The sequence below is a fragment of the Frischella japonica genome (assembly GCF_014489845.1).
In the GTDB taxonomy this organism is placed as follows: domain Bacteria; phylum Pseudomonadota; class Gammaproteobacteria; order Enterobacterales; family Orbaceae; genus Frischella; species Frischella japonica.
The window spans coordinates 115186-133208 of the sequence record NZ_JABURY010000021.1; the positions used below are offsets into that span (position 1 = coordinate 115186).

The 18023-nt window shown below is 35.5% G+C and carries 14 protein-coding genes; 9 read left to right on the forward strand and 5 right to left on the reverse strand.

What is annotated here, in order from left to right; translation table 11 throughout:
- Positions 1-101: 101 nt before the first annotated feature.
- From upp to FcAc13_RS11325, 4 genes are all read left to right on the forward strand, one after another.
- Entirely contained in the window at positions 102-728 is a 627-nt protein-coding gene (gene upp / locus FcAc13_RS11310; RefSeq protein WP_187756326.1) for a uracil phosphoribosyltransferase, read from the forward strand.
- A gap of 73 nt (positions 729-801) precedes the next feature.
- Positions 802-2034, forward strand: coding sequence for a uracil-xanthine permease family protein (locus FcAc13_RS11315; protein WP_187756327.1), 1233 nt, complete (start codon positions 802-804; stop codon positions 2032-2034).
- A gap of 189 nt (positions 2035-2223) precedes the next feature.
- A complete protein-coding gene (gene hda / locus FcAc13_RS11320) occupies positions 2224-2922 on the forward strand; it encodes a DnaA inactivator Hda (RefSeq protein WP_187756427.1) in 699 nt (232 codons plus the stop codon).
- A gap of 17 nt (positions 2923-2939) precedes the next feature.
- A complete protein-coding gene (locus FcAc13_RS11325; RefSeq protein WP_187756328.1) occupies positions 2940-3719 on the forward strand; it encodes a Cof-type HAD-IIB family hydrolase in 780 nt (259 codons plus the stop codon).
- A gap of 89 nt (positions 3720-3808) precedes the next feature.
- On the opposite strand, the gene FcAc13_RS11330 is transcribed toward FcAc13_RS11325, so the two are convergent.
- The 3 genes from FcAc13_RS11330 to dprA all read right to left on the reverse strand — a co-directional run bounded on the left by FcAc13_RS11330 (position 3809) and on the right by dprA (position 6660).
- A complete protein-coding gene (locus FcAc13_RS11330; protein ID WP_187756329.1) occupies positions 3809-4924 on the reverse strand; it encodes an anhydro-N-acetylmuramic acid kinase in 1116 nt (371 codons plus the stop codon).
- Between the two features lie 5 nt (positions 4925-4929).
- The gene (gene tsaC / locus FcAc13_RS11335) at positions 4930-5490 is read right to left on the reverse strand and encodes an L-threonylcarbamoyladenylate synthase type 1 TsaC (protein WP_187756330.1); all 561 of its coding nucleotides are present in this window, start codon (positions 5488-5490) and stop codon (positions 4930-4932) included.
- Positions 5491-5583: 93 nt separating this feature from the next.
- Positions 5584-6660: a DNA-processing protein DprA gene (gene dprA, locus FcAc13_RS11340; RefSeq protein WP_223064596.1), complete on the reverse strand. Its 1077-nt coding sequence runs from the start codon at positions 6658-6660 to the stop codon at positions 5584-5586.
- Between the two features lie 107 nt (positions 6661-6767).
- On the opposite strand from dprA, the gene def reads away from it, so the two are divergent.
- A complete protein-coding gene (gene def, locus FcAc13_RS11345; RefSeq protein WP_187756331.1) occupies positions 6768-7277 on the forward strand; it encodes a peptide deformylase in 510 nt (169 codons plus the stop codon).
- A 112-nt stretch (positions 7278-7389) separates the two neighbouring features.
- Positions 7390-7938 (forward strand): riboflavin biosynthesis intermediates N-glycosidase, encoded by a 549-nt coding sequence (ybiA, locus tag FcAc13_RS11350; RefSeq protein ID WP_223064597.1) that lies wholly within the window; start codon positions 7390-7392, stop codon positions 7936-7938.
- Positions 7939-8035: 97 nt separating this feature from the next.
- Here ybiA and FcAc13_RS11355 read toward each other — a convergent pair whose 3' ends face one another.
- Positions 8036-8335 carry a hypothetical protein gene (locus FcAc13_RS11355; protein ID WP_187756333.1) on the reverse strand — a complete coding sequence of 100 codons (300 nt, stop codon included), beginning with the start codon at positions 8333-8335 and terminating at the stop codon, positions 8036-8038.
- A 1102-nt stretch (positions 8336-9437) separates the two neighbouring features.
- The gene (gene proS / locus FcAc13_RS11360; RefSeq protein ID WP_187756334.1) at positions 9438-11153 is read right to left on the reverse strand and encodes a proline--tRNA ligase; all 1716 of its coding nucleotides are present in this window, start codon (positions 11151-11153) and stop codon (positions 9438-9440) included.
- A gap of 390 nt (positions 11154-11543) precedes the next feature.
- Between proS and FcAc13_RS11365 the strand changes: the two genes are divergently transcribed.
- From FcAc13_RS11365 to dnaE, 3 genes are all read left to right on the forward strand, one after another.
- Positions 11544-12854 carry a serine/threonine transporter gene (locus tag FcAc13_RS11365; protein ID WP_187756335.1) on the forward strand — a complete coding sequence of 437 codons (1311 nt, stop codon included), beginning with the start codon at positions 11544-11546 and terminating at the stop codon, positions 12852-12854.
- 79 nt (positions 12855-12933) lie between these two features.
- Positions 12934-14301: an L-serine ammonia-lyase gene (locus FcAc13_RS11370; RefSeq protein WP_187756336.1), complete on the forward strand. Its 1368-nt coding sequence runs from the start codon at positions 12934-12936 to the stop codon at positions 14299-14301.
- 183 nt (positions 14302-14484) lie between these two features.
- Positions 14485-17970, forward strand: coding sequence for a DNA polymerase III subunit alpha (gene dnaE, locus FcAc13_RS11375; protein ID WP_187756337.1), 3486 nt, complete (start codon positions 14485-14487; stop codon positions 17968-17970).
- Positions 17971-18023: the final 53 nt, after the last annotated feature.

Genomic DNA, 18023 nt, shown 5'->3' on the forward strand with positions numbered 1-18023 from the left:
ACAAATTGATTTTTATTTATTAAGTTATTCATGTTACAATCTGCCGCCAGTGGTCATTTAAATTTAAATGATTAATAGATTTAAAACACTGAGGTCATTTCATGAAAATTGTCGAAGTCAAACATCCCCTTGTCCGCCATAAAATAGGTTTAATGCGTGAGCATGATATTTCAACTAAAGATTTTAGAGCGCTTGCCAGCGAAGTCGGTAGTTTATTAACCTATGAAGCCACGGCGGATCTGCCAACAGAAAAAGTAACAATTCAAGGTTGGTGTGGTCCAATCGAAGTTGAACGTATTAAAGGTAAAAAAATCACAGTAGTACCGATTTTACGGGCAGGTTTAGGTATGATGGATGGCGTTTTAGAACATATCCCAAGTGCTAGAATTAGTGTGGTTGGTTTTTATCGTAATGAAGAAACCCTTGAGCCAGTACCTTATTTCCAGAAATTAACATCTGATATTGAAGATCGTATAGCTTTAGTGGTCGATCCAATGTTAGCTACAGGTGGATCGATGGTTGCAACAATCGATCTTTTAAAGCAAGCTGGTTGTCAAAATATTAAAGTTTTAGTTTTAGTTGCGGCTCCAGAAGGGATCAAAGTTTTAGAACAAGCGCATCCAGATGTTGAATTATATACGGCATCAATTGATGAAAAATTAAATGATAAAGGATATATTCTCCCTGGTCTTGGTGATGCGGGAGATAAAATTTTTGGTACCAAATAAATCAATTTTTAAACCGGCGATAGCCGGTTTTTTTCTGTCTGTAATTTATTAAATTTAAAGAGGAATAACAATAATGGTTTCTAAAAATATTTCTCAACACCTTTCTAAGCATACATTGTTAGATATTATCACTGGTGCTCAGATGTTGTTTGTTGCTTTTGGCGCATTAGTTTTAGTTCCGCTTCTGACTCGACTTGATCCTAATGTAGCATTATTTACTGCTGGCGTAGGGACATTACTTTTTCAAATCGCAACGCGTGGTAAAGTGCCGGTATTTTTAGCATCATCTTTTGCTTTTATTGCCCCTATTTCTTATGGTGTTGAAATGTGGGGAGTTGCTTCGACATTAGGTGGATTAGTTGCAGCTGGTTTAGTGTTTATGTTGTTTGCCTTTTTAGTGAAAATTAATGGTGCGAATATTATTGAACGCATTTTACCGCCAGTGGTGACCGGTCCGATTATTATGGTAATTGGTTTATCTTTAGCGCCTGTTGCTGTCAAGATGGCAATGGGGAGCGATATCGAAACAAGTTTACCGAAATACCAGTTAATTATTATTTCAATGGCTTCTTTAATAACGACACTAATTGTTGCAATTTGGGCAAAAGGTTTTGTTAAATTGGTACCGATTATTTCCGGTATTATCGTTGGGTATAGTTTGTCAATTTGGTTTGGGTTAGTCAATTTTCAGCCGATTATTAGTGCTCCTTGGTTCTCATTACCGCATTTTTCTTATCCAGAATTTCAATGGCAGGCTATACTCTATATGATTCCGATTGTCATTGCTCCGACAATTGAACATGTTGGTGATATTATGGCAATTAGTAGTGTAACAGGCAAAGATTATACCAAAAATCCTGGGTTACAAAGAACATTGTTTGGTGATGGATTAGCAACATCAGTAGCCGGTTTTTTAGGTGGGCCACCTTGTATTACTTATGCTGAAGTCATTGGTGCTGTGACATTAACACGTAACTTTAAAACGCGCGTGATGACATGGGCGGCAATATGGGCTATTGTTATGTCATTTGTTGGTAAAGTGGGAGCATTTCTAGCATCTATTCCTTCCGTTGTTATGGGGGGGATTATGGTATTATTATTTGGTTCTATTGCTTCTGTTGGAGTCAATATATTAGTTAAACATAAAGTTGATCTCTCTATTTCACGTAATATGTGTATCACAGCATTAGTTCTGGTATTTGGTATTGGTGGAATGGTGTTTGATTTTGGTAATTATGTTTTACAAGGTATTAGTTTATGTGGTATCGCCGCTATTGTATTGAATCTGATTTTACCGCATAAATAAAATTTTGCTAAGATAAATGTTATTTATCTTAGCATCTCAATTTAATTAATTTATTCAATAATATCGAATATTTATTTTATTAATGATGATGATAAAACTGTGTTGAATTTTTCTTTTTTGTCTTCATATTGCTTTTTAGGTTTCAGAATTTATACTACATGGGTCATAAAATAGAGCGAGGTATTAGCGATTCATTCCCATCAGTTGGTGCTACCAGTTTCATTACCGGATACTGAAACGTTTGCTAGTTTTTATACCGGTTATAATGAATTATTAATCAATTATTTGAAAGCGTTTTTAAATAAGACGGGTTTTCACTCTCTCTATTTTTGGGCTAACGCATCTTCGGGAAGAACGCATTTGTTACATGCAGCATGTCATGATATGTCACTTTCCCATAAATTAATTAGCTATATTCCACTTGAGCAATATTTATTGTTAACCCCGGATATTTTAGTTGGATTAGAAAATTATGATTTGGTGTGTTTAGATAATATCGATCATATTGCCGGTAATAAGCAATGGGAAGAAGCTATCTTTGATCTATTTAATCGGTTATTAGAAAATTCACAAGCAAAATTATTAATTACTGGTAATCATTCACCAAAGCAAATTCCTTTTAGTTTACCTGATTTAGTGTCTCGATTAGAGTGGGGACAAGTTTATCAATTAAAAGAACTCAGCGATGGCGATAAATTAAATGCTTTGCAATTACGTGCTAAATTGCGTGGTTTTGAGTTGTCTACTGACGTCGGACTATTCTTATTAAAACGGGTCGATCGTGATATGCGTTCATTATTTAATTTATTAGATAAATTAGATAAAGCCACTATCACCGAACAAAGAAAGTTAACCATTCCTTTTATTAAAGCCATAGTTAATTTATAACGTTATGGAGGGGAAACGTGAAGAATAATGCTAAAGCAATAGTTTTTTTCGATTTAGATGGAACCTTACTAACTCGTGATATTAAAGTGGCTGATAGTACGGTTAAAGCAGTTAAAAAGTTGCGAGAAAATAACATATTACCCATAATTGCAACGGGTCGATCATTATTTGAAATTGAGCATATTATGCAGCATACAGGCATTAATTCTATTGTGAGTATGAATGGTCAATCAGTTATTTTTGAGGGAAAACCAATTTTTTCAAATGATATTGACCCTCAGATAATAGATCGTATATTGCAATTTTCTCATTCAGAAACGGGTATTCCTATCGCTTTTTATAATGATTATATTATGCGTATTTCTGAACTCGGCGAACCAGCAACGAAATTTTATCACTATTTACAACAAACTATTCCACCGGTTGATGATAAGATTCATTATCAAGAACCGATTCAAATGTTATTGCTTTTATGTGAAAGTGGCGAAGAAATTTATCGTGATGTTTTCCCAGAGCTGAGCTTTGTACGTAATACACCTTATTGTGTCGATGTGATTAATGCAGAAAGTTCTAAGGCTTTTGGGATTAAAAAATTATTACAAAAAGCCCCATTACAAAATATTCCAACTTATGCATTTGGTGATGGCTTTAATGATATTGAGATGTTTGAGATAGTTGATCATCCAATCGCAATGGCTAATGCAGTCACACCGTTAAAACAACTCGCTGAATTTATCACTGATGATAATAATCATGATGGAATTGTAAAAGGCTTACAACGTGCGGGTTTGATTTAATTAGCACTGTATTTTATTGGTTTATAAACATACTTAAGTTGAAATTAATTCATGAGTTAGTTTTATATCTTATTATTTTATATTTTTTATTATTTAGGATAAATCACGCCTAAACTTATGGCTTTTGTTGCACCAGTTACTGTTGGAATATTACTCGATAAATTATGGATTCGGCAATAAGCTAACCAAGCAAAAGCAATAGCTTCCATATAATCACTACTAGTACCTAACTCATCAGTCGTTTTTACTGACCAATTGGGTAACCATGCTGCAAACCGCGCCATAAGCAATGGATTTTTAGCACCGCCACCACAGATTAATAATTCATTTGGTAATTGTTTATTCAGTGATATTTGATTTATTATAGCTGTAGTTGTTACTATTACCGTAAGTTCGATAAGTGTTGCTTGAATATCTTGTGGTGCGAGAGAAAAGCCGGTCAATTTATCGAGTAACCAATTAAGATTAAATCGTTCACGTCCAGTGCTTTTCGGATAGGGTAATCGAAAATATTCATCATTTAATAAGTGTTGTAACAAGGGTTGATTTACGCTACCTGTTTTTGCCCATTTAGCATCTTTATCGTAAGGAAGTGCTAATTGTTTAGCAATCCAACTATCGAGTAATACATTACCTGGACCTGTGTCAAAACCAATAAGTGGATGATTAGGGGATAACACTGTGATATTACTTATGCCGCCAATATTTAAAATAATGCGATTTTTATTGGGATCACTAAATATTGCCTGATGAAAAGCAGGTACCAAAGGTGCACCCTGACCACCATATGCCATGTCTTTACGGCGAAAATCAGCAATGGTTGTGATGGCTGTTTTTGCAGCAATGATATTTGCATCACCTATTTGCATTGTAAAGGGATAGCAGCCATTAGGTGAATGAAAAATAGTTTGCCCATGACAACCAATGGCATTAATTTGTGTTCTATCTAAATGATGGGTTTGAATAAACTTATTAATGCAATGCGCGTATAATTGACCTAATTGATGATCGAGCTCACCTAATTTAAGTAATGTACATTGCTGTTGTTGACATAACTGTAATAAATTGGCTTTTAATGAGCTTGGTAACGGATAACATTCGCCACTAATAAATGTGATGTTATCAACTGAAATATCGACTAAAGCAATATCGATACCGTCTAAACTGGTACCAGACATGACGCCAATATAAAGAGTGGATTGCATAATCGTTATCCTTGTCGAATGATATCACCGGTGAAAATATCACGAATTTGCGATGGATTACATCGGTGACCGGTTTCGCCATTTAATACAGGAAATGAACAGCCAAATTGTGTTTCAACTTCAGTCAGTGTTCGGCATGGTAGATAACCTGAAAGGTTAGCACTCGTTGAAACAATTGGTTTAGCAAACGCTAAACAAAGTTGGTGAGCCAAAGGATGATGACAAATCCGAATGGCAATCGAATCGAATTGCCCGGTTAACCAAGGTGGGGTATCGGAATTTTTCGGCACTAACCATGTGATAGCTTGATCGGATGGCTGATTAATTAATTGTAATTGTTGTTTGGTTAAAAGAGTTTTATCAAAATAAGGTTTTAATTGTGCTAGATTAGCACCAATTAATATCAATCCTTTTTCTGGTGATCGTTGTTTTAAAGATAATAATTTTAAAATAGCTGATTGATTATCGGGGTCACAGCCTAAGCCAAATACTGCCTCGGTCGGATAAGCGATGACTTCTCCAGTGATTAAACGCTGACAAGATTCAGTAAGGGTTAGTGCTGTCATAGTTTTAACGAACAAATAATAGTTAACGATAGAACATTTTAAGGCTAATGATATACTTCATCAAGTTACATCATTAATTTCATTTTTATACCATCAATTATCAATAGCTAACGCACCATTTTTTATATAACCACCTGATACTGTTTTAACTAACCCTTCTAATTCTAGTTCTACTAGTTTTATTGCAACATCGGTTACAGTTTGTCCGGTTTTATCAGCAATGATATCAATGGGCATAGCATGATGATTAATTACTGCTAAAATATCATTGTGGAGTAACGATGATGTTGCATATAATTGTGTCTGCTTTTTTAACCAGTTTAAATGATTAGTATAATGTTCTAATATATCACTAGGTTTAGTGACCAAATATGCTCCTTGTTTTATTAACCAATGACTACCGCCACTATTAAGATGATCTATTTCACCCGGTAATGCAAACACATCACGATTTTGTTCTAATGCATAGCGTGCTGTGATTAAAGATCCACTATTGGGTGATGCTTCAACGACAAAAGTTCCTAAACTTAACCCACTGATGATGCGATTACGGCGTGGATAATATTCTGAACGAGCTTGAATATTAGGTAAAAATTCAGAAATGATTGCGCCTTGATTAGCTAAAATATCGCGGGCTAAGTAATAATTTGTTTTTGGCGCGATATGATTTAATCCACTACCTAGTACGGCGATGGTTTTACCTTTTACATCTAATGCCCCACGGTGGCTGATAGCATCAATCCCTAATGCCAAACCACTGGTAATTGTTAATCCATTTATAGCTAATTCTGCAGCAAAATAGCGAGCCCATTGTGCGCCATAATCGGTAAATTGTCGGCTACCAACCATCGCGAGCTGGGCAGTGGCTAATAGCAAAGGATCGCCTATGATAAATAAAAAAAGTGGCGCGTTGTTAATTTGTTTTAGCTGTTCTGGATAGGCTGGATCATAGTAGCTAATTAAATGATGATTATCCTGATTTAACCAATCTAATATTGGTTGAACATTGAATTGATAAAATTGTTGGATCTGTTCTTTGCTGAGTTGGCACTGCCGTAATATTAATTCATCATCAATATCATTAACTGATGTGTTAATATATTTTTTTAATTTTGAAGGTTTTTTATGTTCTAGCATTGAAAAACGGATTAATAATTCATATTTATTCATAACATACTATTTTAGTAATAGATATTTATACCCTATGCATTAGTTTAAATAGTGTTTAAACTATACCAAATTTAAATCCCTTGACTGAGAGGCAGATCGAAAAATTTATGGCTATTTTACCTGTATTACGTTTTCCTGATGAAAAGCTGCGCAAAGTGGCTAAACCGGTTGATACGGTTACCCCTGAAATACAAAAAATTATCGATGATATGATTGAGACCATGTACGCCGAAGAAGGCATTGGCTTAGCCGCGACTCAGGTTGACGTTCATCAGCGGATTATTGTGATAGATGTATCAGAAGAGCGTGATCATGTATATGTCATTATTAATCCCGAAGTGATCAGTAAAGAGGGTGAAACCGGTATTGAAGAAGGATGTTTATCAGTACCTGAATGTCGTGGTTTTGTGCCTCGAGCTGAGAAGATAAAGATCAAAGCGCTTGATCGTAATGGTGAAGAATATATAATTGATGCTGATGGTATTTTAGCAATTTGTATTCAACATGAAATGGATCATCTTATAGGTAAACTTTTTGTTGATTATTTATCGCCATTAAAACGGCAGCGCATTGAACAGAAAATGAAAAAAATGACTCGTCTAGAAACCAAACGTTAAGCGTGTTTTTATATATTTTGTTAATAGATAATCTTCATCTTTTTGATGTATATGATGTTGCCAAAATTATTATAAATTTAAAATATAACAATGCAGCTAATAAGGAATGATGATGGATATTAAAGAACTTTGCCAACGTTATAGAACGGGTGAACGGTTTAAATATCTTTATTTTTGGGGACATAAACAAAAACGACCATCTTCAGTGATAACGAAATGCTGTTTTAGCCAATGGTATTCAAGTACTTTTATCGTTGATGATATTTATTATGCAACGGCTGAACATTATATGATGGCTGCAAAAGCGAGACTCTTTAACGATAATAAAATATTACACGATATCCTGAAAACCCACGATCCAGGTACTGCTAAAGCATTAGGTCGTCAGGTGAGGGGGTTTAATGAAAAAATATGGCAAGACAACTGCTTTTCGATTGTAATTGCCGGTAATTTAGCTAAATTTTCGCAGAATCAATCCTTAGCCGATTTTTTATTAGCAACTAAAAATAGAGTTTTAGTTGAGGCAAGTCCAGTAGATAAAATTTGGGGCATTGGTTTAGCTGAGGATAGTCACAATATTGACAATCCGTTAACTTGGCGTGGAAAAAATTTATTAGGATTTGCTTTAATGGCGGTGCGTGAACAATTATTCAATAATTAGTGTTTTCAAAATTCAATTTTTATAAATTGTTACGCTGTGGGTGCTATCCTTTAATTGATAGCGCATTAAAGACAAAGAAAGAGATAAACACAAAATTCTAATCAATACCATGATTTAACTTATTAACAATCCATACCCGTAGTTTCTTTCCTTGAGTTCTAGCAGAAAAAACCCAATAGCCTTTATACTCGATTGGAACAGTAATAGATATAAAATATCGATGAGAAGGTGGTATATCATTATGTAAATCTACATGTTGATTGCAATCAAATTCAATATCTGAGTTTAATTTGTTAATAATCCAATTGGACAGGGTTAAGTTGTTCTTTTTTGCTTCTTTGCTCCACTTCGACTTTGTTTTAAAATTAACAGCAAGTTTAACGATAGTAGTTTTCACAAAATACTCCTTTAAATTAAAAGTAACTATTTATAAATAAATAGTTACTTTTTTGAAAAATTATCTAATTTTTCTTATATATGTTATACAGAAAATTATACCCTACCATAAATGAGAGTTGTATTATAATCCGAAACAATATTACGATCTTTACTTGATAAAGAGTCGGAAATTCGTTTTAATTTAAACAAATAATCATCTTTATATTTGCTTTGTAATCTCGGATTTTGCAATTCAATAATAACAATAGCCAAAAAACAAGATCATAATCAGGCAATTTATAATATTTTGAAATATTCAATCTAAAATAAATTGCACGTCTTATACCAATAACTTTTCTCATTCGTTGATATAAATTACTATACAAATCACATTCTCTGCTTATAGTGTAGAAAGTTTAATTGACCTATTTGTAACATACATAGTCCCCTTTTGAGTGAAGAACTCTTTAATAGTTAAATTGCGCTAACAACGCATATACATAACATTATGTATACATCACCTATTATAATGTTTTTTTTTCAAAAAAAAGAGTAACTAAAAGATTAAACAGTATTAGGATATTATAGTGTTATAAGTTCTGATATAGAAAAGGCTATATCATGAAATATAGCCTTTGAAGAAACAATAATAATTAATCTGTAGCTGAACCTTCGTAATATCGCTGATCACAGTCAATAATTAGTAATGTATAGTCATCGTAACGAGCAGAATACTTACTACATCTGATTTTTACACCTGATTCTTCTATACGATTTTCATCACATGAAATTACTTTTGTATAGTCTTGTTTGTACTCAACAATACTTGATAACTTATCACAGATTAAAGTCGCTTTACCCCTTTTTTCAACAACGCGAAAAAGCAGCAGAACTCAGAAACGAATAATGCATAAATCCGCCAATTATATATCCAGTAGATACACGATCAAAAAATGATTTAAATTGTTTCATACAAATTAATTTGCTGACAGAAAATGTAAACAAGTGTGTCTTTATATTTGCGATGTTCTCGGTTGATTTTGCGTAAGTATGATTTGTCAAACAAAAGAGAGTACAAGTAAGGTTATTTAGAAAGTGGGCAATAATGCCCACTAGTTATTTTATCGACATTTGGTTTTGATAAAATCAACAATTTTAGTGATATTGATAATTTCTTTTTGATCACTGGATCGGTGTTTATATTCTACTTCACCATTCACTAAATTACGTTCACCAACCACAATAGTATGTGGAATGCCAATCAATTCCGCATCAGCAAACATCACGCCTGGGCGTTCTTTGCGATCATCAAATAGTACATCAATTCCTGCTGCTTGCAATTGTGCATAAAGTTGCTCTGCCACTTGTTGTACTTGTTCAGATTTATGCATATTCATAGGAATAATGGCAACATGAAATGGTGCAATAGCCTCTGGCCAAATGATACCGCGATCATCATGGCGTTGTTCGATTGCAGCGGCAACAATACGACTTACGCCAATACCGTAACACCCCATAATCATCACATGATTTTTACCGTCTTCACCTTGGACAGTTGCGTTCATGGCTTGTGAATATTTAGTGCCAAGTTGGAAAATATGACCAACTTCAATACCACGTTTGATTTGTAGTGTACCTTTATTATCAGGGCTGATATCACCTTCCACAACATTGCGAATATCAGCTATGCGTGGTAGCGCTGTATCACGTTCCCAGTTGATATTAAAATAATGTTTATGATCGATATTGGCGCCGGCACTAAAGTCGCTCATTACTGCAACATCACGATCGATAATAATTGGCATAGTTAAGTTAATTGGACCTAATGACCCAGGACCTGCATTAACCATAGCACGAATTTCTTCTTCAGTGGCAAATTCCAGTGGTGAAGCGACAATATCTAATTTTTCGGCCTTTATTTCATTTAAAGTATGATCACCTCGAACCAATAAGGCAACTAATTGTTGTCCGCTTTCTTTGCTCGCTTTAACGATTAATGTTTTAACTGTTTTTTCAACCGGTAAATTAAATTGTTCGACTAATTCTTCGATAGTTTTCGCGTTTGGTGTATCAACCAATTCCATAGCTTTAGTCGGTTTTGGGCGGCTTTGTGTCGGTGCTAATGCTTGTGCCATTTCGATATTTGCCGCGTAATCGGATTCGGTTGAAAATACAATATCATCTTCACCACTATCGGCTAACACCTGAAATTCATGTGATGAACTGCCACCAATAGAGCCGGTATCGGCGCGTACTGCTCGGAAATCAAGACCAATACGGGTAAAAATAGCACTGTAAGCAGCATACATATCATCATAAGTTGTTTGCAATGATTCTTGTGATGTATGGAATGAGTAAGCGTCTTTCATAATAAACTCACGTGAACGCATTACCCCAAAACGAGGACGAACTTCATCACGGAATTTTGTTTGAATTTGGTAAAAATTCAAGGGTAATTGTTTGTATGAACTCACTTCATTGCGGATTAAATCAGTAATGACTTCCTCATGTGTTGGGCCTAACACAAAATCACGATCGCCACGATCTTTTATCCGCAATAATTCTGGACCATATTGTTCCCAACGACCGCTCTCTTGCCAAATATCAGCAGGTTGAACCACAGGCATTAATACTTCAATGGCTCCAGCTTTGTTCATCTCTTCTCGAACAATGTTTTCAACTTTTTTAAGTACACGATAACCAGTGGGTAGCCAAGTATATAATCCGGCGGCAACTTTACGGATCATGCCGGCACGTAACATTAATTGATGACTAACCACTTCAGCATCTGCTGGGGTTTCTTTTAGCGTAGAAAGAAGATATTTACTGGTTCGCATGAATTTATCCCAAAAAATTGATTTATAAATATGATAAAATGCTAGCTAGTTTAGCAGTAGCTAGCACAACACCAAAGTAATTTTATTATTAATTGATAATAAAAGATTACCTATAAAGTATCGCAATTATCTATGTGACAAGTTGAAAATACGCTTATCTAATCAGAATTTGACTGAGTTACCTTTTACGGTATTTATGTTTAAATAAATGATTCCATCATAATAGAAAGCGATGATTGTGATACGCAATACAATATAAAAATGAAATAATATTCAACAAATTGAATAATAACGATTTATTTAATTAAAAAAAATCACGTCATGATAAGTAAATTTTGTTATTATTCTTACCCATTTAAATAAGTAGGACAATTCAAAAATTAATTTACAATGAATAACGAAACGATAACTCAAAAAAATGTTAATTATCAGAGTACAACTGATAATAAATTTCCTCGATGGCGAGCAAGTGATACTGTTTGGATGTTAAGTCTATATGGTACTGCTGTGGGGGCTGGTGTATTATTTCTTCCCATTAATGCTGGAGTCGGGGGCTTAATTCCATTACTGGTAATGTTGGTGCTTGCTTTTCCAATGACCTTCTTCGCTCACCAAGCATTATGCCGATTTGTATTGTCGGGAAAAAATAATGATAGTGATATTACTGATGTGGTTGAACAAGCGTTTGGGCGAACAATTGGCGACGGAATTACCCTACTCTATTTTTTAGCGATATATCCCATTTTATTAGTTTACAGTGTTGGGGTGACCAATACCGTTGATAGCTTTATTGTCCATCAATTGGGTTTTTCATCACCGCCACGCATATTATTGTCATTTATACTACTGGCAATTTTGATGTCGATTGTCCACTTTGGCGAAAATTTAATTGTTAAGGTTATGTCTGTTTTGGTATTTCCCTTTCTGACTGTATTAATGGCATTTGCATTATTTTTAATTCCGGAATGGAATATGGCAATATTTGATAATTTTTCTTGGTCAGGTAATGTAACTAACCAAACTCAGAGTATTTGGCTAACTTTATGGTTAGTGATTCCAGTTATGGTTTTTGCATTTAATCATTCGGCAATTATTTCATCTTTAGCCGTGGCTAAACGTCAGGAATATGGTGATCAATTTGCTGAAGCAAAATGTACACGAATTATTGCTATGAGTAATGTGATGATGGTGGTGACGGTGATGTTTTTTGTGTTTAGCTGTGTATTATGTCTAACACCAGCTGAACTATTGGAGGCCAAGGCGCAAAATATCTCAATATTATCTTATTTAGCCAACCGATTTAATTCACCGCTTATTGAATATGTGGCTCCGCCTATAGCTTTAGTGGCAATGTCTAAATCATTTTTAGGTCATTATTTAGGTGCTAGAGAAGGCTTTAATGGGGTTGTTACTAAAGCATTACGATACAAAAACATTAGTATTATGCCCAAACGATTAAATAATATAACCGCGATTTTTATGTTTCTAACAACTTGGATTGTTGCGACGTTTAATCCTAGTATTTTAACCTTGATTGAGTCACTTGGTGGTCCTGTACAAGCGATATTACTCTTTATCTTACCGATGTATGCGATTCATAAATTACCAGCATTAGCTAACTATCGCGGAAGATTAAGTAACTTATTTATTGTGATAACAGGATTAATTGCAATTTCAGCCACGTTATATGGTTTAATGTAATTTAACATGATCATGTGTTGGATAAACAGTTGAGATTGATTATCGAAAGATCATAGTTCGATATGTGAAGGAGTGAGTATTGAGCTCAATATTTGAAATATTTAAAATTGGTATTGGTCCATCGAGTTCGCATACTGTTGGACCAATGCAAGCGGGTAAATTATTTATTGATCAACTGATTGATACTAATTTACTACCAACAGTAACCACTATTGTTGCTGATGTGTATGGATCGTTATCTCTAACTGGTAAAGGTCACCAAACTGATATTGCAATTATTATGGGGTTAGCCGGTAATCAACCTGATTCGGTGGATATAGATGAAATCCCTAGCTTTATTGAAAAAGTAAGTAACAGTGGTCGTTTACCGATTTATCAAGGTGACTATGAAATCGATTTTCCGTTAACACAATGTATGCGGTTTCATAATGAATTTTTACCATTACATGAAAATGGTATGACATTAACCGCTTATCAGGGGCCAGCCGTCTTATTACAAAAAACTTATTATTCGGTGGGTGGTGGAAAAATTGTTGCTGAACAGGATTTTGGCCGGGTTGAGTCGGCTAAAACTCTGTTACCGTATCCTTTTTCCAGTGCGGAAAAGTTATTGCAATATTGCCATGAACATGCGTTGTCTATTTCCACTATAGTATTAAAAAATGAGCTCAGCTATCATTGTTATGCTGACATTGAAGCTTATTTTTTACGGGTAGGTAAAACTATGCAAGACTGCATAGAGCGAGGTATTCATCGTGAAGGCTTATTACCCGGTTCATTAAAAGTACCACGTCGAGCATATGCATTATACCGACAGTTAATCGCTTCCTCACAAATGATGATCACAGATCCTATGATAGTGATTGATTGGGTGAATATGTTTGCGTTAGCTGTTAGTGAAGAAAATGCTGCCGGTGGTCGGGTAGTTACTGCACCAACCAATGGCGCCTGTGGGATTATTCCTGCAATCTTGGCATATTACGATAAATTTGTGACCCCATTAACCCCAGATAGTTATGTGCGTTTTTTTCTAACTTGTGGAGCAATTGGCCAACTTTATCAAACCAATGCTTCGATTTCTGGCGCTGAGGTAGGCTGTCAAGGGGAAGTGGGGGTGGCTTGCTCGATGGCAGCAGCAGGATTGGCCGAATTACTTGGTGGTAATCCTGAGCAAGTGTGTATCGCTGCAGAAATTGCCATGGAACATAATTTAGGACTAACATGTGATCCCGTCGGCGGACAAGTACAAGTTCCGTGCATTGAACGCAATGCTATTGCTGCAGTAAAAGCCATTAATGCTACCCGTATGGCGTTACGTCGTACTACTGCAGCGAAAGTTTCGCTCGATAAAGTAATTGAAACCATGTACAAAACAGGGCGTGATATGAATGCTAAATATCGAGAAACATCGCGTGGAGGATTAGCTATCACCATAAAATGTGAGTAATCACTAATAAATTTAAGCTCGGTAAAGTGCTTTTTTAGAACATCTCTGTCGTTGTTTTGTTTCCATACTATTGCCTAGGAGAAATCCTTATAATGATAAATTAATAACCGCAGAAGATTATCTCAAACCGTGTGGATTTAATGTTATAATAAATAAATTTTTATTGGTTAATAATACAAAGTTATGTCAGATCCTAAGTTTATTCATCTCCATGTTCATAGTGATTTTTCCATGATTGATGGCATGGCTAAAATCGATGTTTTAGTCAAGCAAGCCGTTGCGATGAATATGCCGGCGATTGCAATTACTGATTTTTCTAACCTATGTGGATTAGTTAAATTTTATGGTAGTGCTTTATCAAAAGGATTAAAACCCATTATTGGTGCTGATCTGAAAATTCGTGATGAAGAGTTGGATGAATTTTATGATATTACGGTATTAGCAGCCAATAATGAAGGTTATCATAACTTAACATTATTAATTTCAAAAGCCTACCAACGTGGCTATATCAATGATGGTCCGGTAGTTGATAAACAGTGGCTTATTGATCACAAAACAGGTTTAATTCTATTAGTCAGTTATCATAGTGATATTGGTTTTGGTGTAATTCGTGCCAATCAAGCCATTGTGACTCGGGCAATCGAATTTTATCAAAGCCATTTTGCTGATGCTTGTTATTTAGAACTCATCCGTACCGGAAGAGAAAATGAAGAGTTATTTATAAAACAAGCACTTAAATTGGCTGAACAGTACGATTTACCTGTTGTGGCAAGTAATGATGTTCGATTTATTTCTGCCAGCGATTTTGAAGCCCATGAAATTCGAGTTGCTATTCATGATGGCGACACCTTAGATGATCCAAAGCGTCCTAAAAAATATTCAGCGCAGCAATATTTCCGTAGTGAAGCTGAAATGATTGAACTGTTTTCTGACATTCCAGAATCCTTAATTAATAGTGTTGAAATCGCTAAACGTTGTAATGTTTCAATTCGATTAGGTGAATATTTTCTTCCCCAATTCCCTACTGGTGAAATGAGTACCGAAGATTTTCTGGTACATAAAGCCAAGCAAGGTCTTGAAGAACGGTTAGCTTTTTTGTTTCCAGATCCACTAGTTCGTAAAGAACGCCGTCCAGAATATGATGAACGGTTAGCTATTGAATTATCTGTTATCAATCAAATGGGATTCCCAGGTTACTTTTTGATTGTGATGGAATTTATTCAATGGTCGAAAGATAACGCCGTCCCAGTTGGTCCAGGACGCGGATCGGGGGCCGGCTCATTAGTGGCGTATGCATTAAAAATTACCGATCTTGATCCATTAGCATTTGACTTACTATTTGAACGTTTTTTAAATCCAGAACGTGTTTCAATGCCAGATTTTGATGTTGATTTTTGCATGGATAAACGTGATTTAGTTATTGAGCATGTAGCAGAAATGTACGGTCGTGATGCAGTATCTCAAATTATTACATTTGGTACCATGGCCGCGAAAGCAGTAATCCGTGATGTGGGGCGAGTATTGGGTCATCCCTATGGTTTTGTTGACCGCATTTCCAAATTAGTTCCCCCGGATCCTGGTATGACACTGGCTAAAGCTTTTGACGCCGAACCGCGTTTAAAAGAACTCTATAATGATAATGAAGATGTTAAAGGACTCATTGACATTGCTCGCCAATTAGAAGGGGTAACGCGAAATGCCGGCAAGCATGCTGGAGGGGTAGTGATTTCACCTACTAAAATTACTGACTTTGCACCGATTTATTGTGATTCAGAGGGACATCATCCGGTTACCCAATTCGATAAAAATGATGTTGAATATGCTGGGCTAGTTAAATTCGACTTCTTAGGTTTAAGAACATTAACGATTATTGATTGGGCATTAGCGATGATTAATGAGCGTATGCAACGTGAGGGTAAACCGTTAGTTGACATTAATCGTATTTCGTTAGATGACCAAGCATCATTTGAATTATTACTCAAAGCTGAAACAACAGCAGTATTCCAGTTAGAATCACGCGGTATGAAAGATCTTATTCGTCGCTTAAAACCAGACTGTTTTGAAGATATGATCGCGTTAGTGGCACTGTTTCGACCGGGTCCGCTACAATCTGGCATGGTAGATAACTTTATAGATCGTAAGCATGGACGGGAAGAAGTCTCTTATCCTGACAGCCAATATCAGCATGAATCATTAAAACCAATTTTAGAACCAACCTATGGCATAATTCTGTACCAAGAACAAGTAATGCAAATTGCTCAGACGTTAGCCGGTTATACCTTAGGTGGTGCAGATTTATTACGCCGCGCCATGGGTAAAAAGAAACCGGAAGAAATGGCAAAACAGCGTTCGGTATTCAAAGAAGGGGCTGAAAAACAAGGAGTAAATGGCGAATTATCAATGAAAATCTTTGATCTAGTTGAAAAATTTGCTGGTTACGGCTTTAATAAATCGCATTCTGCAGCATATGCTTTAGTCTCTTATCAAACATTATGGCTTAAAACCCATTATCCTGCCGAATTCATGGCAGCTGTGATGACGGCTGATATGGATAATACTGATAAAATTGTTGGCTTAGTGGATGAATGTTTAAGAATGGGTATTAAAGTTAATCCACCCGATATTAATAGTGGTTTATACCACTTTCATGTCAATGATAAAGGTGAGATAGTATACGGTATTGGTGCAATTAAAGGTGTTGGTGAAGGTCCTATTGAAGCTATTGTTGAAGCACGTAATAACCAAGGTAAGCAAGGTTACTTTAAAAATATATTTGAATTATGCGCCAAAACTGATATTAAGAAGCTCAATCGTCGGGTATTAGAAAAACTCACTATGGCAGGTGCATTTGATAAAATAGGCCCACATCGTGCAGCAATATTGCACAGTATTAATGATGCGATACAGGCGGCTGATCAACATGCTAAAGCACAAGATATTGGTCAGGAAGATATGTTTGGTGTATTAGCCGAAGAACCTGAACAAGTAGAACGAGCTTATAGTAGTGTTGCCCAAATGCCAGAACAAGTATTACTTGAGGGGGAACGTGAAGCTTTAGGATTGTATCTAACTGGGCATCCTGTCACCCAATACCTTAAAGAATTAAGTCGTTATACCAATGGTGCGCGGATCAGTGAAGCAAATCCTACCGGATGGGGAAAAATGGCAACATTTGCTGGATTAGTGATTTCGGCTCGTATTCGGTTAACGAAAAAAGGCAATCGCATCGGTTTATTTACCTTAGACGATCGTTCAGGTCGTATTGAAGTCATGGTGTTTGGTGAAACATTAGAAAAATTTGAACATCATCTGGTACAAGATAAAATTTTGATAGTATCCGGGCAAGTCAGTGTTGATGATTTTAATGGTGGCTTCAAGCTTACAGCCAGAGAAATTGTAGAACTGAGCGAAGCACGTGAAAAATATGTAAAAGGACTTAGTCTTTCTTTACAAGACACTGAAGTGAATCCATTTTTCTTACAACAGTTACAAAAAATATTTGAACCACATCGCAATGGCACAATTCCAGTTAATGTCTATTATCAAACCGATCAAGCCAGAGCACGTATCCAATTTGGTACAACTTGGCGCGTGACACCAACTGATAATTTACTGATTAGTTTAAAAACGTTACTCGGTAATGAACGCGTGGAATTGGAGTTTGATTAATTAAAAAGCACCCTATTTTATAGGATAACATATTGGTATATAAACAATAAATT